25 protein-coding genes are annotated in these 25,960 nt (G+C 52.1%); 20 read left to right on the forward strand and 5 right to left on the reverse strand.

The features are described from left to right. Positions 1-134 precede the first annotated feature (134 nt). A complete protein-coding gene (locus tag ACYVJQ_RS05005; protein WP_460891965.1) occupies positions 135-956 on the reverse strand; it encodes a phosphatase PAP2 family protein in 822 nt (273 codons plus the stop codon). Positions 957-1,199: 243 nt separating this feature from the next. Then, positions 1,200-1,655: a DUF2059 domain-containing protein gene (locus tag ACYVJQ_RS05010; RefSeq protein ID WP_460891966.1), complete on the reverse strand. Its 456-nt coding sequence runs from the start codon at positions 1,653-1,655 to the stop codon at positions 1,200-1,202. A gap of 163 nt (positions 1,656-1,818) precedes the next feature. Here ACYVJQ_RS05010 and ACYVJQ_RS05015 point away from each other — a divergent pair, with 163 nt between their 5' ends. The 20 genes from ACYVJQ_RS05015 (at position 1,819) to ACYVJQ_RS05110 (ending at position 23,220) form a co-directional block, all read left to right on the forward strand. After that, the gene (locus ACYVJQ_RS05015) at positions 1,819-2,373 is read left to right on the forward strand and encodes an NUDIX domain-containing protein (RefSeq protein WP_460891967.1); all 555 of its coding nucleotides are present in this window, start codon (positions 1,819-1,821) and stop codon (positions 2,371-2,373) included. Between the two features lie 79 nt (positions 2,374-2,452). Next, entirely contained in the window at positions 2,453-2,977 is a 525-nt protein-coding gene (locus ACYVJQ_RS05020; protein WP_460891968.1) for a hypothetical protein, read from the forward strand. Between the two features lie 305 nt (positions 2,978-3,282). Beyond that, complete coding sequence (locus ACYVJQ_RS05025; protein WP_460891969.1) at positions 3,283-4,194, forward strand: glycosyltransferase; 912 nt, start codon at positions 3,283-3,285, stop codon at positions 4,192-4,194. A 91-nt stretch (positions 4,195-4,285) separates the two neighbouring features. Continuing rightward, the gene (locus ACYVJQ_RS05030) at positions 4,286-5,203 is read left to right on the forward strand and encodes an ABC transporter permease (RefSeq protein WP_460891970.1); all 918 of its coding nucleotides are present in this window, start codon (positions 4,286-4,288) and stop codon (positions 5,201-5,203) included. Between the two features lie 16 nt (positions 5,204-5,219). Continuing rightward, complete coding sequence (locus ACYVJQ_RS05035; protein WP_460891971.1) at positions 5,220-6,497, forward strand: ABC transporter ATP-binding protein; 1,278 nt, start codon at positions 5,220-5,222, stop codon at positions 6,495-6,497. A gap of 23 nt (positions 6,498-6,520) precedes the next feature. After that, positions 6,521-7,792, forward strand: a complete 1,272-nt coding sequence (locus ACYVJQ_RS05040) for a glycosyltransferase family 2 protein (protein WP_460891972.1) — start codon at positions 6,521-6,523, stop codon at positions 7,790-7,792. 1 nt (position 7,793) lies between these two features. Then, positions 7,794-9,422: a glycosyltransferase gene (locus ACYVJQ_RS05045; RefSeq protein ID WP_460891973.1), complete on the forward strand. Its 1,629-nt coding sequence runs from the start codon at positions 7,794-7,796 to the stop codon at positions 9,420-9,422. Continuing rightward, the gene (locus ACYVJQ_RS05050; protein ID WP_460891974.1) at positions 9,419-10,432 is read left to right on the forward strand and encodes a polysaccharide deacetylase family protein; all 1,014 of its coding nucleotides are present in this window, start codon (positions 9,419-9,421) and stop codon (positions 10,430-10,432) included. The genes ACYVJQ_RS05045 and ACYVJQ_RS05050 overlap by 4 nt, the downstream gene beginning before the upstream one ends. A gap of 16 nt (positions 10,433-10,448) precedes the next feature. Then, positions 10,449-11,378, forward strand: a complete 930-nt coding sequence (locus ACYVJQ_RS05055) for a glycosyltransferase (protein ID WP_460891975.1) — start codon at positions 10,449-10,451, stop codon at positions 11,376-11,378. Between the two features lie 20 nt (positions 11,379-11,398). Beyond that, positions 11,399-12,481 carry a glycosyltransferase family 2 protein gene (locus tag ACYVJQ_RS05060; RefSeq protein WP_460893583.1) on the forward strand — a complete coding sequence of 361 codons (1,083 nt, stop codon included), beginning with the start codon at positions 11,399-11,401 and terminating at the stop codon, positions 12,479-12,481. A 15-nt stretch (positions 12,482-12,496) separates the two neighbouring features. Beyond that, complete coding sequence (locus ACYVJQ_RS05065) at positions 12,497-13,495, forward strand: glycosyltransferase family 2 protein (protein WP_460891976.1); 999 nt, start codon at positions 12,497-12,499, stop codon at positions 13,493-13,495. Next, complete coding sequence (locus ACYVJQ_RS05070) at positions 13,474-14,538, forward strand: glycosyltransferase (RefSeq protein WP_460891977.1); 1,065 nt, start codon at positions 13,474-13,476, stop codon at positions 14,536-14,538. Before ACYVJQ_RS05065 ends, ACYVJQ_RS05070 begins: the two co-directional genes overlap by 22 nt. A gap of 242 nt (positions 14,539-14,780) precedes the next feature. Next, positions 14,781-17,357 (forward strand): DNA ligase D, encoded by a 2,577-nt coding sequence (ligD, locus tag ACYVJQ_RS05075; protein ID WP_460891978.1) that lies wholly within the window; start codon positions 14,781-14,783, stop codon positions 17,355-17,357. Then, positions 17,344-18,363 (forward strand): SDR family NAD(P)-dependent oxidoreductase, encoded by a 1,020-nt coding sequence (locus ACYVJQ_RS05080; RefSeq protein ID WP_460891979.1) that lies wholly within the window; start codon positions 17,344-17,346, stop codon positions 18,361-18,363. The genes ligD and ACYVJQ_RS05080 overlap by 14 nt, the downstream gene beginning before the upstream one ends. Before the next feature lie 189 nt (positions 18,364-18,552). Then, entirely contained in the window at positions 18,553-18,939 is a 387-nt protein-coding gene (locus ACYVJQ_RS05085; RefSeq protein WP_460891980.1) for a CZB domain-containing protein, read from the forward strand. Positions 18,940-19,102: 163 nt separating this feature from the next. Beyond that, complete coding sequence (locus tag ACYVJQ_RS05090; RefSeq protein WP_460891981.1) at positions 19,103-19,324, forward strand: hypothetical protein; 222 nt, start codon at positions 19,103-19,105, stop codon at positions 19,322-19,324. Between the two features lie 234 nt (positions 19,325-19,558). Beyond that, positions 19,559-20,491 carry a M48 family metalloprotease gene (locus tag ACYVJQ_RS05095; RefSeq protein WP_460891982.1) on the forward strand — a complete coding sequence of 311 codons (933 nt, stop codon included), beginning with the start codon at positions 19,559-19,561 and terminating at the stop codon, positions 20,489-20,491. Between the two features lie 164 nt (positions 20,492-20,655). Continuing rightward, positions 20,656-21,564, forward strand: coding sequence for a M20/M25/M40 family metallo-hydrolase (locus ACYVJQ_RS05100; RefSeq protein WP_460891983.1), 909 nt, complete (start codon positions 20,656-20,658; stop codon positions 21,562-21,564). A 258-nt stretch (positions 21,565-21,822) separates the two neighbouring features. Then, complete coding sequence (locus ACYVJQ_RS05105) at positions 21,823-22,308, forward strand: hypothetical protein (protein ID WP_460891984.1); 486 nt, start codon at positions 21,823-21,825, stop codon at positions 22,306-22,308. 234 nt (positions 22,309-22,542) lie between these two features. Then, complete coding sequence (locus ACYVJQ_RS05110; protein ID WP_460891985.1) at positions 22,543-23,220, forward strand: porin family protein; 678 nt, start codon at positions 22,543-22,545, stop codon at positions 23,218-23,220. A gap of 71 nt (positions 23,221-23,291) precedes the next feature. On the opposite strand, the gene ACYVJQ_RS05115 is transcribed toward ACYVJQ_RS05110, so the two are convergent. The 3 genes from ACYVJQ_RS05115 to ACYVJQ_RS05125 all read right to left on the reverse strand — a co-directional run bounded on the left by ACYVJQ_RS05115 (position 23,292) and on the right by ACYVJQ_RS05125 (position 25,860). Then, positions 23,292-24,023, reverse strand: coding sequence for a ferritin-like domain-containing protein (locus ACYVJQ_RS05115; RefSeq protein ID WP_460891986.1), 732 nt, complete (start codon positions 24,021-24,023; stop codon positions 23,292-23,294). A gap of 171 nt (positions 24,024-24,194) precedes the next feature. Further along, positions 24,195-25,277 carry a patatin-like phospholipase family protein gene (locus ACYVJQ_RS05120; protein ID WP_460891987.1) on the reverse strand — a complete coding sequence of 361 codons (1,083 nt, stop codon included), beginning with the start codon at positions 25,275-25,277 and terminating at the stop codon, positions 24,195-24,197. Between the two features lie 31 nt (positions 25,278-25,308). Further along, positions 25,309-25,860: a hypothetical protein gene (locus ACYVJQ_RS05125; RefSeq protein ID WP_460891988.1), complete on the reverse strand. Its 552-nt coding sequence runs from the start codon at positions 25,858-25,860 to the stop codon at positions 25,309-25,311. Between the last annotated feature and the right edge of the window lie 100 nt (positions 25,861-25,960).

The raw sequence follows: 25,960 nt of genomic DNA on the forward strand, positions 1-25,960 counted from the left end.
GCAGCCCAGCAAAAATCCAAAGGATAACAGGCCGCATAGAGAACTATAAACTTGTCCTGGCCCCAAAGGTTTTCAATGGTTACTTTCCCCTGATAAACCACTGGTTGTAAAGGAAGGCGCTACCCTTCTGGGCATTAGAACTGCAGGCTAGCCGCTATAGCCGGACTCCCGCTTTGCCAGCCAGGCGTGAGCAATATCCTTTGCTTGGGCAGGTGCCCTTTCAGGTGCTGGTATCCCCAATAGGTGGCCTTCCCGGACAAATACCCCAGCGTGGCACCCGCCAGCACATCTGAGGCCCAGTGCTTGTTATCGTTAATGCGGGACAAACCTACCAACGTAGCAACTCCATAGGCCACGGGCGGTACCCACCGGCTGTCACGGTATACCGAGGAAATAACGGAGGCGGCGGCAAAAGCATTCGAGGTGTGTGACGAAGGCAGAGACGTGTTGATGCCCGCCCCTTCGGCTCCATCAAACAAATGGCTGTCTTGGGTAACGTTGGGCCGGTACCGCTGGAAACTCTTCTTTAATTGGTCTGTGACGGCAGCATTCAGGTAAAAGCTGGCTAGGCCCACCACCGCCGCCTCTTTTAGTTTTGGCTGCCGGGTCAGGGCCCCTGCAGCAAACATGGTGGCAAAGGTGGCGTGTAAGGGCAGGGCGGTACCCATGGGCCTGAGAAGGCGAGCCCCCTCATTGGTGAAGGAGGAACGGTGCCGCTGGGCAAAGTCCATGATGGGCCGGTCATATTGCTGGTAAGACCCTACCAAAAAACCGGTAATTGCAATGGCGCCCGCTGTGCCTGCCAACAAGGTACGGTGTTTCTGTACCCAAGCAGGTTTTGGGGTAACCAAGGTTAGGCTGGTGTCAGATACCGGTGGGGATGGATAAGGAAACAAAACAGAGGCCTGGGTACTCAGGGAAAAGAGTAAGGCGAAGAGCAACGGCTGTAGCCTCATGGTGCTTCCTTAAGAAAGAGTGGATGAAGGGAATAAGTCCAGAAATAGCTTTTTAGTTTCTCTGTCGGTTGGTTTTTTGTCCGGCTGCCCGGTCTGGGTTACTTTTCGGGCCGATGGCCCTTTACGGTGTGCCACTGGTGCGTTTTAAGCCTGTTATTACAAAAACGGCCTTAAAACAGAATACCCAGCCGGAAACGCCTGGGCTTTCTGTTTACTGAAGATCGCATATTTTCAGGAAAAGATTTAATTATCCTGCATTTTTTGTTGGATGGCCTGTTGCAGCTCCATCATGTGCGGTTCCACTTTTGACTGCCCAATCTGGGTGCTCTTGAGGTGGAGGGTTCCTTGTTTCATGGCCAGTTTCTTGCCGGTAGGGGTACGGTAAAACAGGTTCATTTCTTTCAGTTCCTTCTCCGTGAACTCGGCCATGTAGAGTTGGATCATGTCTTTTTTCACCGCCTCCCAGTTCATATACTTAGAGAAGAAGGAGCGTACTTCCATCTCGGCCACTTTCATGGCCGGTACCTGTTCCATTTGCATGGTCAGCATCTGCTGCAGGTTGTCGTCAAGGGTTTTAGGGGTGCCCATGGTCAGGAGCAGGGTTTCGGCAGCCTTGTAATGGCTGCTTTGGGTTTGCGCCGCGGCACTGCCCACTGAAACCAACAGCAGAGCAACCCAAAGGGTAAATAAGTTTTTCATGAGAAAAGAATGGTTGCATTTAAGTACGTAAGCGAAGGGGCAAAAGCCTTATTTATCAGGTAATTATTCAGAATAAGTGCCGGGTTAAACCACCGCGTAGAAGCGCCGTAAGAGCGGGAGGACCATAATGAAGCAGTTTTCCTTTTACGTAAAGAGCAGCCGTATGAAAATCATCAAAAAAGAGACCGCCTACCAGGGCCATTACCGGCTGCAGGTGTACACCCTGCAGGACCAGGGCAAGGAGTTTGAGCGTGAGGTGTTCCAGACCGGGCAGGCCGCCGCGGCGCTGGTGTATGATACCAAACGGCAGAAGTTCATTTTTGCCAAACAGTACCGCCCCGCCATAGAGCAGGACCTGGTGGAAGCCGTGGCCGGCATGCTGGACAGCCCAGACGAAAAACCTGAGGAAGCCATAGCCCGGGAGATTGAGGAGGAGATCGGCTACGCCGTGGATAAACTGGAGCGGATCTGTGAGTTCTACCCCTCGCCGGGCGCTTTCTCTGAGAAAATCTACCTTTTCTACGCGCAGGTAAGTAAAAAGGCCAGCCAGGGCGGCGGTAAGGACGACGAGCATGAAAGCATTGAAACCCTGGAACTGGACGCCCAAGAGCTGGCAGAATATACCTTCATTGACGGGAAAACCCTGCTGGCGGTAGAATGGGCCAAGAATAAGGTGCTGCCTTCCTTGGCAGATACCAAAGCCCGAAAAGGCCATTAAGTCCGTACTTTCAACTCTAAGCGCCCTCTCCCGTAAACAGGTACTCAAGTTTTAACCAAACCTATAACCCGACGATACCATGGAAGAGCAAAATAAAAACCAGGGAGCCGCCAACCAGAGCGGAAATGGCAGCAACAACAACCAGGACAGCAACCGCGGTGACGGTACTTTTGCAGATCATAACTACGGCACCAAGGCAGAGGGCGGCGCCACCGCCAATTATGACGCTGACGGTAACCTGGACAGGGGACAAGCCAAAGACGACAAAAACGGCGGAGGGGATATTCTTGGCCGCCAGGGCGGAGGCACCGGCGAACGCAACATGCACCTGGGCCAGGAGTCTACCCAAGGCAAGAACCAGCCTAAACATGACGCTGAAAGCGATAAAGATACTGGTTACGGAACCCACGCCGGTGGCCTGGGAGACAGCCACAGCGGCTTTAAAGGCAACCACAACGGCAATGACGGTACCGGCGGGGGCCGCAGCAGCGGACACGCAGGCCACGGCGGTGACCCGGCAGACCATAAATACTCCCCTAACAAAGGCGGCAAAGATGAAAACGCTGACCCTAACGTAGCGGGAAGAGGAGCCAGAAAAGACTAACCTCTTATTATAAGGACGGCAAGGCCTGTTTCCAGAAATGGATACAGGCCTTTCTGTTTTAAGCCTATTTTCTGAAAAACAGGCCCAAAACAGAAATGCCTGTATCGTCAGGATCTGAGATTGGTTGCTGGAATTAGCTGCAACGGGTGAACTTCTGGCAGAACATAAAGCGTTAGTTAAATTATAATAGAAAAATCATCTTTTACCTTGAAATTATTATTTAAATACGTAACTTAACTTTCCCCTCTGGTTAATGTGTTGGCTATTCCTGCTTTTCTATGATTTTCAAGAGCCCGTTTTTTAGTGTGGTAATACCACTTTACAATAAGGGGAACCACGTTGCCAGCACGCTGGCTTCGGTGTTGCGGCAAACGTTCAGTGACTTTGAGGTGATTGTGGTGGATGACGGGTCCACAGACCAGGGCCTGGAAGTGGTCAGGTCCTGCACAGACGCCAGAGTAAGCGTATTAACCCAAGAGAATATGGGGGTTTCAGCGGCGCGTAACCATGGCATAAAAAGAGCTAAGAGTGAATATATAGCCTTTCTGGACGCCGATGATCTCTGGGAACCTTCCTATTTGGATCAGATGAGGCAATTGCTGGAGCGTTACCCAGAGGCTGGCATTTACGTGGCTGCCTATAAAATTGCCAAGAAAAATAAAGTATATAACCTGCCTTACACCTTGCCTGAGGGCGTGGTGGACAATTACTTCAAGGCCGAACTGGAGCAAAATATCACCCGCCTTTCAGCCATGGTAGTGCCCCGGGCCATCTGTGAGCAAGTGGGCGGGTTTCCTTTAGGTATGGTTAGTGGGGAAGACAGTTTCTTCTGTGGCAAGATAGCCATCCAACACCAGGTAGTGTTCACGCCTAAGGTATTGGTGGTGTACAACCAGCAGTTTAGTGGGTTAAGAGACCGGTACTTCAGAGGCGATTCCTGTTCAGAGAAGTGGTATGACCTGGTGCAGGTAGGCGATTTTTACCGCAATGAGTTTATCGCCAATAAAGTGATCAATGCTGGCATAAGGAGTGCGCTGGCGTCTCATAAGGAGAAAAGCAAGGAGATTGAGGTATGGGCCTCTTACACTACCCTTTTCAGGAAGAAATGGAAGTATCTGTACTTCTTAAACCGTATGCCGGCCTCTACCATTAATATCTACAGAGAAATTAAGCCCTTTATCAGTTTTCAATTTTTATTCCTTACACTATTTAATTAAATATACGTATAGTACCAAGTTATAGAAGGTGTGCGGTCTTTCCGTGCATAAACCTTATTCTTCTGCAGGCCTATTGGGTGTGAACCTAGAAATGGCTTTTCACTTTGGAGGCAGCCTGCCGCGTAAAGCCCGGGCCAACCATAATTACTTCTCTATGTCTGCCGCTACTACAAAATGGGATTGGGAAATCAATAACAGAACCACCTTCTGGAGCCATAGCGCGCAGGAGTTGTGGGCCTATCGGCATTTGTTGGCGGGATTGGTGAAGCGGTACTTCCTGCTTAACTACAACCAAACCGTGCTAGGCCCCCTCTGGATTCTCTTTCAACCTATCCTTACGTTGGTTACCTACGTGCTGGTGTTCAACAAACTGGTGGGCATTTCCACCGGGGCGCTGCCGCCAGTGGTTTTCTACGCATCGGGTATTGTGCTCTGGAATTTCTTCAGTGACAGTTTTACGGGCACTTCCAATACCTTTCGGGAGAACATCCAGCTTTTCAGCAAAGTCTATTTTCCGCGCATTGTGATGCCGCTTTCGGTGGTAAGCACCCAGTTTCTGCGTTTTCTCCTCCAACTGGTTTTGTTTCTGGTGGTGCTGGTGTATTACAGCGTAGTGGTGGGGTTTGACTTCCGGCTTTCCTGGAACCTGGTGTGGCTGCCTGTGGCCATTGCCCTGATTGGGTTGTTTGGGCTGGGGTTAGGTCTGCTGTTTTCCGTTTTAACGGCTAAGTACCGTGATATCAATAACCTGGTGGCCCTGGGCGTACGGCTGCTTATGTTTGTGACCCCGGTGATTTACCCGGTAGAAACCATTCCTGAAAATCTGCGGTGGATTGTGCAGTTAAACCCGCTTACCTCGCTTTTTGAGCTGTTCAGGTTTTCATTGCTAGGGCAGGGGGTAGTCACGCCCCTGCAATTGGGCTATAGCCTCACGCTTACGGTGCTTCTGTTATTAGGCGCGCTTCTTTTCTTTAACAAGCAAGGGGATAGGTTGATAGATGTAGTATAACACCAGGGAGGGAGCCATGCCGGAGACTGTCATCAAAGTTGAGCACCTATATAAGATGTACCGCCTGGGTACCATTGGTACCGGCACGTTCCGGCGAGACCTGCAACGCTGGTGGACCACGGTGCTGTTGAAAAAGAAAGACCCTTTCAACCCGTTGGCCATCAACGGGGACCTTGGCGCCAACGCCTCCATTCTGGCCCTGCAAGACATCAACTTTGAGGTAAAACACGGCGAAGCCATTGGCATTATAGGCAGCAACGGCTCCGGGAAATCTACTTTGCTCAAAATTATCTCACGCATTGTGCGTCCTACCAAAGGCACCGTGAAAGGCAATGGACGGGTAAGCAGCCTGCTAGAGGTGGGTACGGGCTTTCACCAGGACCTGACTGGTAGGGAGAACATCTACATCAGTGGCTACCTGCTGGGCATGAGCAAGCAGGAAATTAGACGCAAGTTTGATGAGATAGTAGCCTTTTCAGGGGTAGAGCAATTTATTGACACACCGGTAAAACGTTACTCTTCTGGCATGTATGTGCGCCTGGCGTTTGCCGTGGCCGCGCACCTGGAACCTGATATCCTGATTGTGGATGAAGTATTGGCCGTAGGCGATGCCGATTTTCAGAAAAAATGCCTGGGGAAGATGCGGGAGGTATCACAGGCCCAGGGCCGAACCATTTTGTTTGTGAGCCACAGCATGCAAGCCATCAAAAACCTGTGTGACAAAGCCCTTTGGCTAAATAAAGGTCAGTTACAGGCTTTCGGGAACGTGAATGGCGTGGTCAATAAATACCTAAACAATTCCCAGCATACCAACTTCCGGCAGAGCTGGCTAACGCCGCAGGAAGCTCCGGGCAATGAGTGGGTCAAGATAAAATCAGTGGAGTTGGTGCCGCATAAAGAAAACCCAGGAGATCCTCTAGATATCCGGGTGCCGCTCACGGTCAGGTTCCAGTTCTGGAGCATGAAAGAAGACGTGGTACTAAGTGCAGGCCTGCTTCTATTCACTGCCAGCGGCGAGTGCGTGTTTGACGTTCCGTCCCCTACCACCCAAAGCCAGATTGGCATGATGGAGGGGGAGTGCACCATTCCGGGCAATTTCCTGAATGACGGGTCTTATTACATCTCCCTCAATTTTGTGAAAGACACCTCTGTGCCATTGTTTGATTTTGAAGAGTGCCTCTCCTTTGACCTGGAAGATTACCGCGGTAACATACAATGGTACGGGAAATGGTGGGGGGCTGTGAGGCCAAAACTTCCCTTTGAATTGAAGCATTCTGAAATGGTCCTAGAGTAACACCTGGTTTAGCCTTCCTGCCTATGCAAGCGCCTTATCCTTATCAGATTTTGCACGTTCCGTTAGACCACCCTTTGTCTCTGCCTACCCCAGAACAAGAGGAGGAAGGCTTGTACCTGGTGTTCTGGTGGAAATCCATCCCATTGGGGCATCTGTACCTGGAGCCTGGTTTAGGTCTTTCTTTGGCTCAGTACCAGGAAAAGGTAGTAAATGCCATTAAGCCCACCCTTGCCTTTTACGCTGGGCAGGGCACAGAAGAAAACCAGGCATGGCTAGAAATGGGTCTGGGTGAGCATCAAGAAGGGCTTATTTCTTACCTGGAGCGTGTCTTTAAAAATCAGGTTCCAGAGGATTTACCCGCCCGGGTTCCGGTTTCGGTGGTGATCTGCACCTGTAACCGGCCACAGCAGCTACAGCAATGCCTGGCAAGGTTCACGCACCTATTATGTTCGCCCCAGGAGATATTAGTGATTGACAACGCTCCCCGGGATGAGGCCACCAAAGAGGTAGTCCAACAATTTGCAGGGGTCCGGTATATCCGGGAGGCCCTGGTAGGGTTAGACGTGGCCCGGAACACCGGAGCCCGGCAGGCGCGTTATCCGGTGGTGGCCTTTGTAGATGATGACGTGACTATTCATGCCCTGTGGGTTTATCGCGTTTGGGAAACGTTCCAGAACCCCCAGGTAGCAGCCATGACCGGCCTGATTATGGCCGCCGAGCTGCAATCAGAGGCCCAGTGCATCTTTGAAAAACACTGGAGCTTTAACCGCGGCTACCTGGATAAAATGTTTGAGGCAGATTTCTTTCGGGCCACCTTTCAAAAAGGGCCGCCCGTCTGGAAAATTGGGGCCGGCGCCAACATGGCCTTCCGGAAATCTGTGTTTGAGGAGGTGGGTTATTTTGATGAGATGTTAGATGCCGGGGCCGCCGGGTGTAACGGTGATTCAGAAATGTGGTACCGGTTATTGGCCCATGGTAAGGCCATTCACTACAACCCCAGAGCAATTGTCTTCCATACGCACCGGCAAGAAGTGGAGGAGTTAAAAAGGCAGATCTACCATTACATGCGGGGCCACACCGTGGCTGCTCTGCTGCAACGCCAGCAACATCGGGCGGGCTATTTAAAATACCTGCTCAAACTGTTTTTGATTTCTTACAGCCGGTCTGCCATAAAGGGCTTTCCAACCTATACTTTCCAATACAGAACGCTTTGGTCACAGGTGACGGGGGTAGTAGCTGGGTTTTCCTTTTACCTCAGACATAGAAGTAGGCGAAGACAAATTTCCATGAAGTGAGATGGGGCAAGGAACTACTCTTTCTGGGCAACCGCTGGTATCGGTGATTATTCCGTGTTACAACCAGGCGCATTTTTTGGCGAAGGCCATTGAAAGCGTGCTCAGGCAGAGTTACCCCAATATAGAGATAGTGGTCATAAATGACGGATCAACGGATCATACAGAGGGGGTAGCCAAGGCTTACCCAACCGTACGCTATGTGTACCAGAAAAATCAGGGCTTGCCCAGTGCCAGAAACGCCGGCATTGCCCACAGCCAGGGAGCGTTTCTGCTGTTTCTGGACTCAGACGATTGGCTGTATCCAAAAGGGGTGGAAGCCAATGTGCAAGCCCTGTTAGCGCATCCAGAGGTAGCTTTTGTGTCAGGAACATTTGACGCCTTTTACATGCAGGAAAACGCTATAAAGGAAGGAGTAGTGCCGGTGACAGCCAATCATTACTGCCAACTGCTGCAGGGCAATTACATTGGTATGGTGGCCACGGTCATGTTCCGGCGGACGGTTCTGGAGGAGTTTAATTTTGATGCAACTTTAAAGAACTGTGAAGATTATGATCTCTACCTCAGGATAGCCAGAAAATACCCGGTGTACCACCACCTGCAGAAAATAGCGGTCTATCGGTTTCATACGGCCAACATGTCTTCCAATATCCCTACCATGCTGAAAGGGGCATTAGGCACTATTGAGCGGCAGAAACCGGGTCTCAGAACTAACCAGGAACGAAAGGCCTATGCCAAAGGCCGGCTGTCCTGGAAGAAATATTATTGTAAGGAATTATACGAGTCCCTTAAAAAAAGCCGGGCACCCGCTTCTTCTGAGGTTTTCCTTACTTTTTTGAGGCATAGACCCCAATACGCGGTACGTTACTCCATTGACACCAACAAGGCCATGATAAAGTCAAAAGTTAAGAAACTAGTACCTGTCTCTTGGTTAAGATACCTGCACAGAAACAACTGGTATAAGAATTTTGTCCCCCCGGTAGGGCAGGTAAGCCTAGGCGATTTTGCCGGAACCAACCCCTTTAGCAGAGACTTCGGCTATGACAGAGGAGGACCCATTGACCGCTTTTACATTGAGCAGTTTCTGGAGCAGGAGGCAGAGGCTATTGCCGGTAGGGTGTTGGAGATAGGGGATAACGAATATACGCTGCGGTTTGGGAGGGAGCGCGTGACCCAGAGCGATATCCTGCATGTAGATGAATCCAACCCCAAGGCCACCTTCATCGCAGACATCAGCCATGCGCCGCATATCCCAGACAACACCTTTGATTGCCTGCTGCTTACGCAAACCCTTCATTTGGTGTATGATTTTATGGGGGCTCTTAAAACTTGTCACCGCATTCTCAAACCAGGAGGAAGCCTTCTCATGACCGTACCTGGCATCACGCCCATTGACCACGGCGAATGGAAGGATATCTGGTATTGGTCCTTTACAGACAAGGCCATGAAGCGAATGATGGCAGAGACATTCCCGGAAGGGCAGGTCCAGATTTCTACCTATGGAAACGTGTTTGCGGCCAGCGCTTTTCTGTATGGGATGGGCCTACCCGAAGTACCAATAGAGAAATTGGAGGTGGCAGACCCCCAGTTTCAGGTAACCGTGGCCGTGAAAGCGGTGAAGTCGGCCCTATGATTAAAGAACGGCTAAAGAGGGTGGCACATACCCTGCTTGGGGCCAATGCCCAGGTGTTGATGTACCATAGAATTATGGTGCCTGAGCAGGATGTCTGGAACATTCAGGTAAGCCCCCAAGTGTTTGAGGAGCAACTTAAAGTTCTGAAAGACAACTACAGGGTAATCCCATTGGCAGAAATGGTGGAGAACATGCAGCGGAAAGCCCTGAAAAGGAAAAGCATTGCTATTACGTTTGATGATGGTTATGAAGATAATTATTTGGCTGCCAAGCCCCTTTTGGAGAAGTATCATCTGCCGGCCACCTTTTTTGTGACCTCCGGAAATATAGGGACGGAGCAAGAATTCTGGTGGGATTCACTGCAGGAGTTGATTCTGGCGAGCCCGCATTTGCCGTCTCTGTTTTCCCTGCAGATTGGGAAAACCAGGCTGGAAACGGACTTAACCGGGGAAGAATATCTCAGTGCTTCTTTGCAGCAGAAACATGAAACCTGGAAAGCTTATGTCCAACCCCCCGTTTCGGCCAGGTCACAGCTTTTCCTGCAGCTATGGGAGACATTGAGGCCGCTAACTTGGGCAGAACAGCAAGCCCACTTCCAAGATCTGAGGGCCTGGGCCGGGATAGAGAAGCACTGCCGGGAAGGCTACCGGAGTATGAACGCGGCCCAGGTGCAGGAATTGGCCAGGCATCCCTTGTTTGACTTGGGTGGCCACACCGTTTCTCATGCTTTTTTGCCCGCACACCCAAGGGAGCGCCAGCAGAAGGAGCTGGAACAGAACAAGGAATTCCTGCAGCAGGTTAAGGGGAAATCCATTGACGTTTTTTCCTACCCGTATGGCGGGATAAGTGCAGACACGGAGGCCGCGGTAAGGGAAGCCGGGTATCAAGCGGCTTTTACTACCCAAGAAAAGGCCATCGACCCCCACACCAGCCCTTTTCAAATGGGCAGGGTGCAGGTGAAAAACCTGGGAAAGAAGGAATTCAGCTGGTTATTAGAGTATCCAAGGTAAGTAATTTGATTTGGCCATGAACAGCAAGCATTCACCATTGGTCTCAGTTATTATCCCGTTCTATAATGAAGAAACGTTCCTGGCAGAGGCGGTAGAGAGCGTTTTGCAACAGACCTACCCCCATTGGGAATTGTTGTTAGTAGATGACGGCTCTACCAACAGGGCTGTCCAAATAGCCAAAGAATTCTCCCAGCGGTACGCAGGAAAGATATTTTATATAGAGCACGAAGGCCGGGCCAACAAAGGGGCCGCTGCTAGTAGAAATGCGGGACTTCGGCAAGCCAAGGGGGAATTGATTGCCTTTTTAGATGCAGATGATAGGTGGTTACCGGAAAAACTGCAGCACCAGGTTTCCATCTTCCAGGAAAACCCTGGTATTGGCCTGGTGGCAGAGGCATCTTTGTATTGGTACAGCTGGGCAACGCCTTCGGCAGAAAACCGCTTGGTGATGGTAGGGGTACCATCAGAGCAAGTCTACCAACCAATGGAATTGAACACGTTGTTATATCCTTTGCAGCCCCAGCCCTGTGCGTGTCCGTCTGCCTTGATGGTCACCAGAGAAGCGGTGAGCAGGGATGGGGGCTTTGAAGAATCCTTTATCAGGGAGTACGCTATGTATGAAGACCAGGCTTTCCTAAGCAAAATTTACTTACAGGAGAAAGTGTTTATTTCCTCTGCCTGCCACAACCTGTATAGAATCAGGGAAGGCTCGGTAGAGCAAAGCGCCAAGGCGAATGGGCATTACCATCTGGCCCGCCGGTTTTTCCTGCACTGGTTTGAAGAATACCTGCAGCAAAAACAAATACAGGCGGCTGGAATCTCCAAGTTATTGCGCCATGCCCTCATGCCTTACCGTGAGCCGGGTAGGTACTTCCTTACCTGCACGCTGCCAAAAGAAGTTAGAAGAGTAGTAAAAAGGGGCCTCCACAAACTAGCGCTTACCTAATGGCGGCGGTTACGGTCTTAATGCCAGTGTACAATGCTGAAAAATTCCTTTCGCTGGCCATGGAGAGCATTCTTCAGCAGACCTTTACAGACTTTGAGTTTCTGATCATAGATGATGGGTCCACTGACCAAAGCGTGGCCATTGTTACCTCTTATTCCGATCCGCGCATCAGGTTATACCAGAATGAGCAAAACCTGGGCATTAGTGCTACCCTCAACAAAGGCATTGAACTGGCCCGCACAGACCTCATTGCCCGTATGGACGCTGATGATGTGAGTTACCCCGGCCGGCTGCAGAGCCAAGTTGACTACCTTAGGGCAAACCCAAGCTGCGCCATGGTTTCTTCCCTGGTGCGGGTAATTTCTGAAGACGGCAACATGGTGCGGCAGGACAAGTTCAAAAGTGAGCACTTTTATTACAACCTCACTTTTATCTGCTGGCTTTATCACCCCACGGTCATGTACCGCAAACAAGCCGTGCAGGAGGTGGGCATGTATACCGTTACCTATGCAGAGGACTATGAACTTTTCTGGCAGCTTTCCCGCAGGTTTAAGTTTTATAATCTGCCAGAGATACTGCTAGATTACCGGGTCACCGGGCAAAGCCTGCACCAGGTGTTGAAAAAGCAGGAATACCAGCAGGCCCAGCAAGAACAAATACTACGCAACCTCAGGCATTTTGCCGGGGAAAAGTACACCCTACCGGAAAGTTCCATAGAGTGTCTGCAGCACAACTTTGCGCCGCTGGAAAAGGAGTTAAAAGTGAGGGCGATTACTGCCTGCGTCAAAGAACTAGATTTTATTACTTCCTGCATTTTAGCCAAAGAGAACGTGAACCTAAAGCCCCAGGACGTGCAAAAGGCGGCCACCTATAAAAAGCGCTACATCGTTTCTCATTTCCTGCAGAAGCTCCCCTGGTACAAAAGCGCCTATCTTTTACTGCGAACGTTCACGCCCAAAGAACTGCTTCGGTTTTTCAGGACGGCTTTACGTGAGCGCCAGGAAGCCAAGCGGGCGGCTCTTGCGGCAAGCCCTTCTCAGGAAACATCCTTGCCTGAAGTACTCTCCTACGCCCATCCCGAAAACCAAAGCGCTGTTGTCTGATTTTGAACTGGCCCTATGACTAGAATTCCCACCTCGCCACCTGTGATCGCCCCTTTGGCCAATGAAAAGGAGAGGCCGCTTTGGTCGGTGATGATTCCGGTGTACAACTGTGGGCAGTTTTTGCCGGAGACCCTTGAGAGTGTCCTGGTCCAGGCCAGCCCTGAAGAACAGATGCAGATTGAAGTGGTAGATGACGCCAGTACAGACCTGGATGTAAAGGCCCTGGTAGAGAGAATCGGAAGGGGCCGCATTCAGTACTTCCGGCAACCGCAGAACGTAGGTAGCCTCCGTAATTTTGAGACCTGCCTGAACCGCTCACGGGGCCAGTTGGTGCACCTGCTGCACGGCGATGATACCGTGGCCCCTGGCTATTACCGCCACATAGGACAGCTCTTTGAGCAGTTCCCCCAGGCAGGTGCCGCTTTTTGCCGATACCGGTGTATAGATGAAACTGGGCAGAAAGTCTATGATAAAACCTCTGAGCGGAAAGAAGATGGCCTGCTGGCCAACTGGCTCCCTCGCATTGGAGCCCGGCAGCAGATTCAGTACGTGGCCATGACTGTAAAGCGTGAAGTCTATGAAAAGCTAGGCGGTTTTTACGGCATAGACTACGCCGAGGATTGGGAAATGTGGGTGAGAATTGCCCGGCATTATCCCGTGGCCTACACCCCACAGATTTTAGCTTTTTACCGGCAGCACAATGCTTCTATTTCGGGGAGTAAGATTTTAACTGGGGCCTACCTGCAGGACCTGGCCAGCGCCATGGGCATGATTCAGGCGCATCTGCCCCAAGACAAGCAACACCAGATCCTGCAGGATTCAAGACGGTATTATGCTTCGTATGGGTTGCAGATAGCCCGCCGGCTTTGGAACCAAGGCCATGACCCACAGGTGGTAAAGACTCAGATTAAACAGGCCCTTCTCCTCTACAAAAGCCCTTTTTTGTATCTAACCAGTTTGAAATTACAGGCAATCCTTCACTTGCACAGGGTATGGCGCCAGGTATCTCCGTAGTCATCTGCACCTATAACGGGTCGGCCTTGCTCCCCCAAACCCTGCAGCACCTGACCCGGCAACAGGTACGGCCAGACATCTTCTGGGAAGTGGTGGTAGTAGATAACGCTTCCACAGACCAAACCCAGGCCGTGATAGAGAACGAGTGGCCTTCCAACCAGCCGCCGGCCAGGCTTACCGTGGTGTACCAACCAAAACCCGGGTTAACCTATGCCCGTGAAATGGCCCTGGCTACCGCTCAATATGATTTTGTGTTGTTCTGCGACGATGATAACTGGCTGGCCCACGATTACCTCACCCTTGCCTATGACCTGCTGCAGCGGCACCCCCAAGTAGGGGTACTAGGCGGCAAAGGAGAATTGGTGTTTGAAAGCCCGGTAACGCTTTGGGCCAGGGGGCACGGCCTATTTGCCAACGGTGCGCAGGCGCCCAGTTCTGGCCGCGTCAAAAACAATGTAGTGTACGGGGCGGGCAGCATCATCAGGAAAACCGCTATAGAGGCTATTGCACAAACCAATTTCACCCCTCTGCTCACAGATAGGCTAGGGGCAAAACTAAGCGCCGGCGGAGACTATGAACTGTGCTACGCCATTGCCATGGCCGGGTACGAGATTTGGTATGACGACCGCCTTAGGTTCAAGCATTTCATGCCCAACGGACGCCTGCATTGGGACTACACTCTGCGATTGGTGAAAGAAGGGGCCAAAAGCCAGGAGGTGATTGTACCATACCGCATTTTCCTGAACAAAGGCAGCCGCAGCAAGCATGGCTTTTACTTTCATTTACTGCTGATTGCCGCCTCGTATGCCGCTAAGTGGGGAAAAGCCTTTTTGAACCAGCTGGCAAATAGCGGGAACAATGAAGTTGCAGACTTTTACAAAGTGAAAGCCATTTCAGCTAGGTCCAAATTGGCGGCCCTGGCCCAGCCGCAAATCCTCTACCGTAATTTCCTGAAAGTAAAAGAGGTAAGCCGGCAAATGGCGCAAACCGCTGTCCCTCTCATACGTGCCGCCACGCCCACGCCGCTCCACCAAAAAGCCTGACTACGGGTTTAAATACGGTAAATGAGCGCGGCTTTTTCTACAGCAGGCCTGTTTTCGTAAAGGAAGGCAGGCCTTTCCGTTTTAAGCCCGTTTTTAGGAAAACAAGCCTAAAACGCAATTTGGCTAACCATGGCGGCCAAGGGATATTTTTCGTAAAAGGCTGGGGCCAACCTCTACCTTTCTCTCTGCCGCCTGGCAAGACCAAGAAGCCGAAGGAAGGCCATAACCTGACCTACCAAACTATGAGCTTAGAAGAGTATAATCAGAAACGCCATTTCAACCAGACCCCTGAACCAGAAGGCAAAGAGGCCAAAAACAAAGGGGATCTAAAATTTGTGGTGCAACGGCACCAGGCCTCCACCCTGCACTATGATTTCCGGCTGGAACTGGACGGAGTACTTAAAAGCTGGGCGGTACCCAAGGGGCCCTCGCTCAATCCGGCAGACAAACGTCTGGCCATGGAGGTGGAGGACCACCCCTTCAGCTACCGCACCTTTGAGGGAGACATTCCCGAAGGGAATTACGGCGCCGGCCACGTTGACATCTGGGACCAGGGCACCTTTCATGCCGTAGACCATCCTTCACGGGCCGAAGGGGAAAAGCAAATGCTGCAGGAACTGAAAGCCGGAAGCCTGCACTTTGTGCTGGAAGGGAAAAAGCTGAAAGGCGAATTTACGCTGGTAAAAATGAAAGGCCGCCAGAAAAACGCCTGGCTGCTACTCAAAAAGCAAGATGAATTTGCCATCTATGAAGAATTTGACGCTGAGGATCTCAGTGATGCAAAACCGGTTGGCCAGTCCGGCAAAGGTACCCCCAAAAAAGCGATAGCCGCCAAGGAGAAAGCCTCTTCTTCCAAGGCAAAAACAGGTAAAGAGAAGCCTAGTGAAATGCCCCATGACATAGTGCCCATGACCGCCAAGCTCACCGATGGCCCCTTTGATGACCCCAACTGGCTGTTTGAGATGAAATGGGATGGGTATCGGGCCGTGGCCGAGGTGGAGAACGAACAGGTGCATCTTTATTCCCGTAACGGTAAGTCTTTCAATCAGAAGTATGCCCCCGTAGTGAAAGCACTGGCAGGACTCAAGCACCAGGCCATTTTTGACGGTGAACTGGTGGTGCTGGGCCCCCAAGGAAAAGCTGATTTCCAGGCGCTGCAGAATTACCAGAACACACCCTCAGAGCACCTCTACTACTATATTTTTGACCTGATTTACCTGGATGGCCAGGACCTAACCCAGGAACCGCTTCTGCGCCGCAAAGAACTGCTGGCCCAGGTGCTGGAAGGAGCCAAAGAGCCTTTGCGTTACAGTGAACACCGGGTAGGCACTGGGGTGGAGTTCTTCAAAGAAGCTCAAAAGCACCAATGGGAAGGTATTATGGCCAAGGCCGCCAACAGCAAATACCTCCTTGGCAAACGGTCTCAGGAGTGGCTTAAAATCAAAACGCACCTGAGGCAGGAAGCGGTTATAGCCGGTTTTACCCAGCCTCAGGGCAGCCGTATTCATATTGGCGCATTGGTGTTGGGCGTGTATGAAGGCAAGGAACTCAAATACGTGGGCCAGAGCGGCAGCGGATTCAACAAAAAAAGCCTGGAAGATTTAATTGCCCGCTTGGAGCCGCTGGTGCAGGAGAAATCGCCGTTCAAAGAAAAAGTGGGCCTGTCCAGGGAAGTGACCTGGGTAAAGCCAGAACTGGTCTGCGAACTCTCCTTTGCGGAGTGGACCAGTGACGGCCAAATGCGCCAAGCCATCTTTGAGGGGCTGCGGGTAGACAAGAAAGCCAAAGACGTGGTACATGAACGGGCCGTCACCGTTCCGGCGGAAGCCCCTGCCAAGATAGCTTCCTCAAATAAGCCCGAAAAACCAAAAACTGCCCTAAAACAGGAAAACGGCAAAGAAGGCCTGGTATTGCACCTGGACGGCCGGGAAGTGCCCATCAGTAGCCCAGATAAGCTGTATTGGCCTGAGGAAGGCATCACCAAAGAAGACCTGGTGGAATATTACCAAGCCATGGCAGACGTGCTGTTGCCCTACCTCAAAGACCGCCCCGAGAGCCTGCTGCGCCACCCCAACGGCATTACCAAACCAGGTTTCTTCCAGAAAGACGCCGGCGACCATGCCCCAGACTGGGTGCAGACCGAAGACATTACCGCAGAATCTACAGGGAAAGACGTGAGTTACGTGGTCTGCCAGGACAGGGCTACGCTGGCGTACCTCAACAACCTGGGCTGTATTCAGCTTAACCCCTGGAACTCGCGGCTGCAACACCTGGAATACCCAGACTACCTGGTGCTGGACCTAGACCCCGGCGAAAATACCTATGATGAAGTGGTGGAAACGGCCCTGGTGGCTAAACAGGTCCTGGACGAGCTGGAGATTCCGGTGTACCCTAAAACCTCTGGCGCCACGGGTATGCACCTGTACGTGCCACTGGCCGCCAAATTCCCGTTTGAGCAAGTCAAGGAACTGGCCTATGCGCTGGCCCAGCGCGTGCATGAGCGCTTGCCCCACCTTACCAGCCTGGAACGCAGCCCCAAAGAGCGCCGCAACCAGATTTACATAGACTTTCTGCAGAACGCCATCGCGCAGACCATTGCGGCCCCGTATTGCGTGCGGCCCAAAGCCGGTGCCACCGTTTCTACGCCGCTGCAATGGAAAGAAGTCAAAACCGGATTGCACCCTTCGCAGTTTACTATAAAGAACGTGCTGCAACGCGTGAAAAAGCTAGGCGATATCTTCCAGCCCGTGCTGGGCGAAGGCATAGACGTGGCGGCCTACCTCAAAAGACTGAAACAAGAAGACCATGGAAAGAAATAAGAAAAACTCCTTGCTACTGGCTGGTGCCGGGGTAGGGGCCTTGCTGGCCTTACGGGCTTTGCGGCGCAACAAACGCGAGTTCTCCTTTAAAGACCGCACCGTGCTCATTACCGGTGGTACCCGCGGCTTGGGGCTTGTGCTGGCCCGCATGCTGGCCGAGCAGGGCGCCCGGCTGGCCATCTGCTCCCGCACCGACCATCAGTTGGAAGCGGCTCGTGCCGAACTTGCGGCCGGGGGCGCTACCGTGCTGGCCTTTGACTGTGATGTAAGTGACCAACGCCAAGTCAAAAGCATGATCGCTGACATTAAGGAACAGCTGGGACCAGTAGAGGTGCTCATCAATAATGCCGGGGTGATTTCGGCGGGGCCATTAGATAACCTCAACCTGGCAGACTTTGAGGAGGCCATGAAAATTCATTACTGGGCCCCACTCTACACCATGCTGGAGGTAATACCAGACATGAAGGACCGCGGTGAAGGCCGGATTGTGAACATTGCCTCTATTGGCGGGAAAGTAAGCGTGCCTCACCTGTTGCCCTATAGCGGCAGTAAGTTTGCGCTAGTGGGTTTGTCAGAAGGCTTCCGGTCAGAATTGTTGCAGCATGGAGTCTACGTGACCACCATCAACCCGGGGTTAATGCGCACCGGCAGCGCCCGCAACGCGTTTGTGAAAGGGCAGAAAGAGAAGGAATACACTTGGTTTGCCCTGGCAGATGCCAACCCCCTGCTGTCGCTCACGGCAGAGAACGCGGCCCGGCAGATCATTGATGCCTGCCGTTTCGGCGAGGCCGAAGCCACGCTCGGGCTTAACGCCAAGTTTATCAGTGGGCTGCATGGTCTCTTCCCGGGCATGGTCACAGATCTGATGGGACTGGTAAACCAGTTGCTGCCAGGACCGGGCCCCGGCCATGACCGTGTGCGGGGCTATGAGGCAGAGACGCCGCTATCCCAGTCGCCGCTCACGGCCCCGCTGCAGGAAGCAGCCGTTAAAAACAATGAGTTGTAGGCAGGGTAGTAGACTTTGGGCTTTTCTGTTTTAGGGGCGTTTTTAGAAAAACACCCCTAAAACAGAAAAGCTTTCAAGGGAACTTCAGTTTTTATAAAATATCTGCAGTAGATTGTAAACTATTGTTTACAATTTTGCCTTATAAAGTGGGCACCACTTGTACGTGCAGCCTTTGAAAAACAATCTACCTTGAAAGAAAGCAAACTATATTTTGAAAGCATTGGCACCCTGGACTTTGAGCAGGCGCGCATTAAGCACGTGTTGTTTAAATCTAAGCTCAGGGCCATGTTGTATGGGGCCACCATAGACATTGAACCGGTCATCTCCACCACGGAGTGCTCGCTGGGGAAATGGATTTACAATACGGCCCTCCCGCGTATTGGGCACCTGGAAGAAGTGAAGGAACTGGAACAGGTCCACAAAGAGATGCACGTGCTGGCCCGCCGCCTCTGGAAAGAATACCAGGCCGGGCAGCAGGACCAGGCCTTAAAAGGCTTAGCCGAGGTAGACATTATAGCGGCCAAGCTCCTGCACCTGCTGGACGTGATTGAACGCAAGGCTGAATCCTTTACCTAAGAAAAGCCAAGGCCCCTCCCTGGAACCGACTGCTACCTATTGGCAGGCGGTTTTTTTATGCCTGACGCTAGGGAGAAAGAACTTTTTAACCGGGCAGTAGTACAACAGGAAGGACTCAGGAAACCACCTGCGGTCTCTTTTTTTTAACCAAAGACCCAAGCCTATGCCAGATCAAACCAATAAGTCAGCGCAGAATACCAACCAGGGAAATCAGTCTGAGCGGGAGCGGCAGAATGCCAGCGACCAGGACCTGTACAAACGCTCCGTGACCTGGAATGATGCCTCCAAGCAGGATGAGAACTTTACCGGCACAGACAAAACCCCAGGGGCCAGCCTGGACGAGCGGGACACCAATGACGGTGACGCCAACAGCGAAAACAACTAAGTGACAAAAAGACCAATGGCAGTGAAGCCCTTAAATTAATTTTTAAGGGCTTTTCTTCGCCTTGTCTTGAACTAAAAATATATTTTGGGAGCCATGCCCCGCCGGGGGCGTTTCAGGGCCGTTTTTTCAAAACTGGCAGAAAACTTGCTATTAGAATTATACGCAATGATTTTGGCAGGTTTATCGTTGAATTTCAGGGCGTATTCCAGTGTTCTACCTCTACAGGATAATGATATGAAAAAGGTTCTTTTATCAGTACTTGCCGGGTTGCTGCTCACCGGGTTGGTAGCGGAAACGCCGGCCACCGCTGGAGCCAGCAAGGGAACGGCCGCCCCTTACGGGACTTTCGCGCAAGGAGGAGCCCGTGACATTATTGCGGAGATAATTGACGTGGTAGGCCTGAAAGCCCGCTTTGAAGTACGCGCCGCCAACGTGCCCAATGCCGCTGCCGTGATCATGAACGGGCAACGCTACATTCTCTACAATGAGAACTTCGTGAACTCCCTCAACAACGCCGTCCGGACTGACTGGGCGGGGGTAAGCATTCTGGCGCATGAGATTGGGCACCATCTCAACGGCCATACGCTTTCCCAAACGGGCAGCAACCACAGAGACGAGCTGGAGGCAGATGAGTTCTCTGGCTTTGTGCTCCGGAAGATGGGGGCCAGCCTTAGTGAGGCGCAGGTGGCCATTGGGGTCCTGGCAGACGAAGAAGATACCTATACGCACCCTGGCAAAAGCGCCCGTTTAGCGGCCATCAGTAAAGGCTGGCGCCGCGCCGAAAGCCAGATTGTGGCCAGCTCTAAGGCAGGTACGCCCAACCGGTCCGTGGCCTTGCCTAAAGGCGCTGCCTCTGCGATGAGCGCTCCGGCCGTGGCCTCTACCACGTCCTCCAGACGTACCTCGTCCAGAATGCCTGCCCAGCGGGTATTGCGCCAGGTGAAACTGGCCTCTGCCCCTCAGGAACGCATTTTTGTCACCACCGCCTATAAAGTGGTGCGCGAAACCGCAGACGGTTTTCAGGTAATAGGTACGCTGCAGAAAACCAATAACCGCAATTTCCCTTACGTGCTGGAGAGCCCCTTATTCTCCTCGCTGTTTGTAAGCACAGACGGCGTCTTAATGGATGAAGACGGAAGACGTGTGGGTGTTCTTACTACTACTTAATACACTTAACCTTACCTGATACTTTTGGCAAAAGCGCCACCCTCCAAAGCGAGGGTGGCGCTTTTGCTTTCTGTTTTGAGCCTGTTTTTTGAAAAACGGGCTCAAAACGTACTTTCAGGCCTTCAGGCGGTAAACTCTTGCATTTTTTGCCTTATCTTTTGGCTATGAATCGCTTTTTCCGTTGGCCCACATTAGTGCTGGGTTCCTTAGGCCTTTGCGCCCTCAGTTTTACTTCCTGCGCCCAGAAAACCTACACGCCGCAACAGGTTTTAAAAGACGTAGAGATCCTGGCCGCCGATTCTATGGGCGGGAGGCTCCCAAACACGCCCGGCCACGCCAAGGCGCAGCAGTATCTATTGCAACGGTTCAAGATGATTGGCCTAAGCCCCATTCTGCAGCCCTTCCAGTTTACCGCCAGAGCCACCAAGGAACAGGTAACAGGAACGAACATTATAGGGACCATTGCCGGCAAATCTGAGAAGGTGATTGTGATCACGGCGCACTATGACCACGTGGGCACACGTAACCGAAAGATCTTTAACGGCGCCGATGATGATGCTTCCGGCGTTGGTGCTCTGCTGGCCCTGGCCACCTATTTCCAGAAACACCAGCCCCAGCATACGCTCTACTTCGTCGCCTTTGACGCCGAAGAACAAGGCCTTTCCGGTTCCAAGGCCTTTGTGGAGAAGCTTCCTGTAGCCAAAGACAAAATCCTTCTCAATGTGAACATGGACATGGTCAGCATCTCGGCCAAAAATGAGTTGTTCGCCTCAGGTACGTTCCACTATCCTTGGGTGAAGCCTATCCTGGAGAAAGTGGCATTGCCAGAGCAGTTTAAACTCAGTTTCGGGCATGACCGCCCAGAGCAGGGCCATGACGACTGGACCTTTCAATCAGACCACGGCAGTTTCCACAAAGCCAAGATTCCGTATGTCTATTTTGGGGTAGAAGACCACCCGCATTACCACCAGGAAACTGACGAATACAAAAACATCCATCCCTCTTTTTACCTGAAAGCGGTAGAAACCATTCTGCGCGCCGTGCAGGCCCTGGACCAGCAGTTGCCCGCCTAAAGGCAAAATTTTAGCGGCCGGCTGGCTCTAAAGGAAGTTTTTTTAAGTCGCCCTCTATTTTACAGGCCCGCTCCCTGCGCAAAGGGGCGGGCCCTACTCTTTTTTGCCTATTAAGTTTCATGGTGGCCAAGCCAGGGCACTAAGGGCCTGCACGGCCCAAAACTGTTAAAATGTAATTATTCTAACATGAGTAACCCTATAAAATATAAACCGTTTAAGACCTAGTGCCTAACCTGATGTTCCACCAATAACGAAAGCATGGTCAAGAACCAAACGTATGGACTACTTCTACTTATTATTTTCCCATTCCTGAAAGAAATTACAGGATCTACCACGCCCGCCCCAGCCATGCCAACGGCTACGGTGCATAGCCTGGTAATTCCGGCGCCCCCCAAACCGGCAGAAGAGCCCAATCATGTCAACGTAGATGCCTCGGTGTACTTCCCGGAAGAAGACCAGACAGACGCAGATCCCTTAATCACGGCAGATGGCTCCAAAATCAATGAGCGTAACCCACGCAAGCACCGGTGGCTGGCCTTGTCCAGAAACCTGCTGGCCCGCTGGGGGGGCGAGATTGACTATGGAGATTCAGTAAAAGTGGAGGGGATCTCTCCGCAGTTAGACGGGGTGTACGTGGTACGAGACGCCATGCACCGCCGCATCCGTAACCGGGTAGATATTCTGGTAGGGCCCCATGACAAAATCATGGGCTACTGGGAAGACGTAAAGCTCACTAAATTATAAGAACGTACCCTAAAGAAAACAGGAGCGCCCCATCTGGAAACAGGTGGGGCGCTCCTGTTTTAAGCCCAGAAGTAAAATTTTTTTAAATTTTAAAATACTGTAAATAAAATACTTAAAATTTAAATTTCAGCTTTTTAAGTTTTCTGCCACACTTAGGGATTTCAATTTGGCACGGTTTTTCCATTTGGGAAGTCACAGGCCTACACCGGGCCGGGCAGCGAAAATCCAAAGGAAATGAGAAAGATATTACTATTGACAGTGGTGCTGATGGCAGGTCTTCTGCACCAAACCTACGCCCAGGATGGGGGAGTAAAAATTGGGGTGAAAGGTGGCTACAGCGTGTTTGGCTGGCAGGGGGAAACCATGAAAAGCTTTAACAACCTGCTGGAGTATACCAACGGCAACGTGACCACCAGAATGCGCCAGGGTTTTCATGCGGGCGGGTTCCTGAGTATTCCTTTAGGCGGCGGGTTTGAGTTTGAGCCAGGGGTACAGTACTCCCAGAAAGGCATGGTGCTGGAAGGCCGGGTGCCCGGTGATGCCGCTGAATTCGCCAACGCCAAAGTAACGCTTACCAACAAAGGAGAATACATTGATGTGCCCTTGCTGGCCAAAGTATACGTAGCCGATGGCTTCAACCTGTTTGCCGGGCCGCAGGTCTCCTTCCTGCTCTCCAATAAAGTAAACGTGAACGCCGGGGCTTTTGGGTTTTCTGCCTACAACAAGGACTTTGAGTGGCAGGATAGCCAGCGCAAGGTAGACCTGGGGTTCTCAGCGGGCGCCGGTTACCAGTTGCAAAACGGCTTAAACGTAGGGGGCAGTTATGATATGGGCTTAACCACCCTGGACGGCACCTCAGATTATAAAACCTTTAACCATGGCTTTAAAGCCTCTGTAGGGTTCAGGTTCTAAGATATTTTAGTTGTAGTGAATGTGTTATAGGATGAGAAAAAAAGCGGCGGACATTGTCCGCCGCTTTTTTGTTATTGGGTTTTGGTCTTATTTTTTTTCTTCGTCTTATTCTTTTTGGTCTTGGTGGCCATTTGCCCGTTCTCTCCAGATTTACCTTTGGTGAGGTTGGAAATGGAGGAGACTAGCTTATCCGTGGGGATTCTTTTGGAAAGCAGGCCGTAAACTAAGGCGGCCCCAGCGGCGGCACCGGCAGCTATCAAGGCGGTTTTCAGGCTTACATTGCCGCCGCTACCAGAACCGGCAGAAGAGGCAGCCCCACCTGAGGCTTTGCGCGATGGCGCTTTGGTGGCATCCGTAGAACCTTCGCGTAATTGGTGCAAGCGTTGCAACACATCAGCAGAGGCTTCGCGCTGGCGCAAGACCACGCCCCGTACCTCGGCGGGTAGGTCCTGGTCAAGGGCGTCACGGTAGGCTTTCTGGGCCCACTCTTCCCCGTAGATGTTAGAGCCTAAGATGGCTTCCTCATCGCGGCCCGTGAGGGCGGCTTTAAAGTCCATCCACTGGCGGTAAAGTTTTCCTTTGGTGGTGGTGTCCCGCTCCGGGCTTCCGCCGTGGCGTTGTATAATCTGGTTCAGTTCATTGGCGAAGGCCAGGCGCTGCTGGGAGAATTTGCGGTAGATATCCTGGCGCAGCTGGTCTTTGCTTTCCTGGGCGGCGCGCTCGTAACCTTCCAGGCCATCATGTACAAACTCGTTCAGTTCCTTCAGAACTTCCACGACTTTCTTGTTCTCATTTGCTGACATACGTTCGGTTATGGTTTATGAACTTTTATCAACGTGAACCGCCGTGCCAGGGTTAGGAAAAGTAAAATTACACGCTGCCCGGGATAGAACAGAAAGGCTGGTTTCTGTTTTAGGAACGTTTTTGTAAAAACAAGCCTAAAACAGAAACCAGCCCCATACATAAGATGAAGTTTACTCGCAGGCGGCAAAGAACCGCAGCATGCCCGCCTGGCCGCTCTCCAGAAGCTTGGCCTTGTCTTTTTCAGACAGGCGCTTCACCTTAGGGCCAAACCCGGCGGTGCTCACCGAAACGGTACGGTCCCAGTCGGCGGGGGTGAGTTCATGGCGGTTGAGGTTCTCCAGCACAATGCGGTAAAAGGCGTTGAGGTAGGAGGGGAGGTCTTCAATCTGCTGGGGCGCCAGACCGCGCCTTTCGGTGTCATAGGCAATCTGGTCGTCATGGTCCAGCCGTATGCCCAGGGTCTCTGGGTTAATGAACCGGGCCTCGCCAGCCGCCGGTACAGGGGGAGGGACGGAGGCATACCGCTGGTGGTCAAATACCGTAAGCGGAAAGTTAGCCAATAAACCCCCATCTACCATGACTGAGGTAAGCCCCTGGGGCTGGGGTTTTGGGTAGACGCGCCCGTTGGCATCCATGAACACCGCCTGAAAAAACAACGGCACCGACATGGAAATTCGCACCGCGTCTTTCACGCGCATCTGGGGGTAGGTCTCGTGGCTGAACACTTCCAGGCGCTGCCTGGATAAGTTGGTGCCCGTGATGTACAGGTCCCGAAAACCGTTTTTACCGGCCAGCGCGTGCAGCTCGGCAAAGGTAAGGTCTGGGTTGCCGGTTTTCTGGGCCAGAAGTTGGGCCAGCCACTGGGTGAATTTTTCGCCGCGGTACCATCCAAACCGCCGCGCCACGCGGTTAAAGCCCCCAAAGAACAGAAACCTGCCATCTGCGAATTTCTGTAGCGGAGTCTGGAATGTGATGTCCGTAATTTCCTGGGGCGAATACCCCACGGCCAGCAGGCAAGCCTGAATGGCTCCTGCCGAGGTGCCGGCCACGCGTGTTATGGGTTGCAGCATGCCCCGTTTCTCCAGTTCCAGCAGGGCGCCCCCGTAGGCAATACCCCTCACACCGCCCCCTTCAAGGGCCAGGTTGCGGTACACCGGCAAACTGCTTTGGGTTTGGGCCTGGGCCGTGCCCAAGGGGGAAAGCAGGCCCAGCGCCAGCCAGCAGAACAGCATTTGTTTTAGGGCAGATTTCATGAAAACGGGCTCAGAACAGGAGGACAGGATTTTAGTCAACCTCAAATTGCATGGGTAGATTGAAGGGGAGTTGCCGCCGTTTGCTGCGTCCGTTCAGGTCATCCAGAAAGGTGTTGAGCGTGTCCTGGTACTCCAGGTGGTAATCTTCATGAAGGTGCTTTTTGATGAGCATCATGGTGCGCAGCGCCAGCCGGGCCGTGGCCACGTAAAACGTTTTGTACACGCTCTCAAACTGGCCCGTGAAGTTGTCAAAGATAAGCTGCAGCAGGTAAAGATGGAGCTCTACCTCGCCTTTTCGGTCTTTGGTAACGCGGTAGTAACGGGCTATTTCCTGGGTGGCTTTCTTGAGGCCACGGCTCAGGGCCTTGCTCAGGGAGCGGCCTGAGACGGTAAACAGAATATCATGGATGGTTTCTGAGCTGCGGGTGAAAAGGGTCTCCAGGGTAACATCTTCCAGCAGCTCAAAAGACAGCGTGTCATAGGCCTCGCCGTCTTTCCGGACCAGGCGCAGAATGAGGGCTTCCTTCTCTTTCTCACTTAATTTTTTCAACGCCTGCTTGAAGTCAGCGGAGGGTACGGGCATTTTATGGACTTTTTAGAAATTTAGAATCAGGGGCTATAGGCAATAACTCCTTCAGTTTCAGGGGACAAAATTACACCTTTGGATTGGTAAATAAAATGGG

Source organism: Rufibacter soli, from assembly GCF_054781795.1.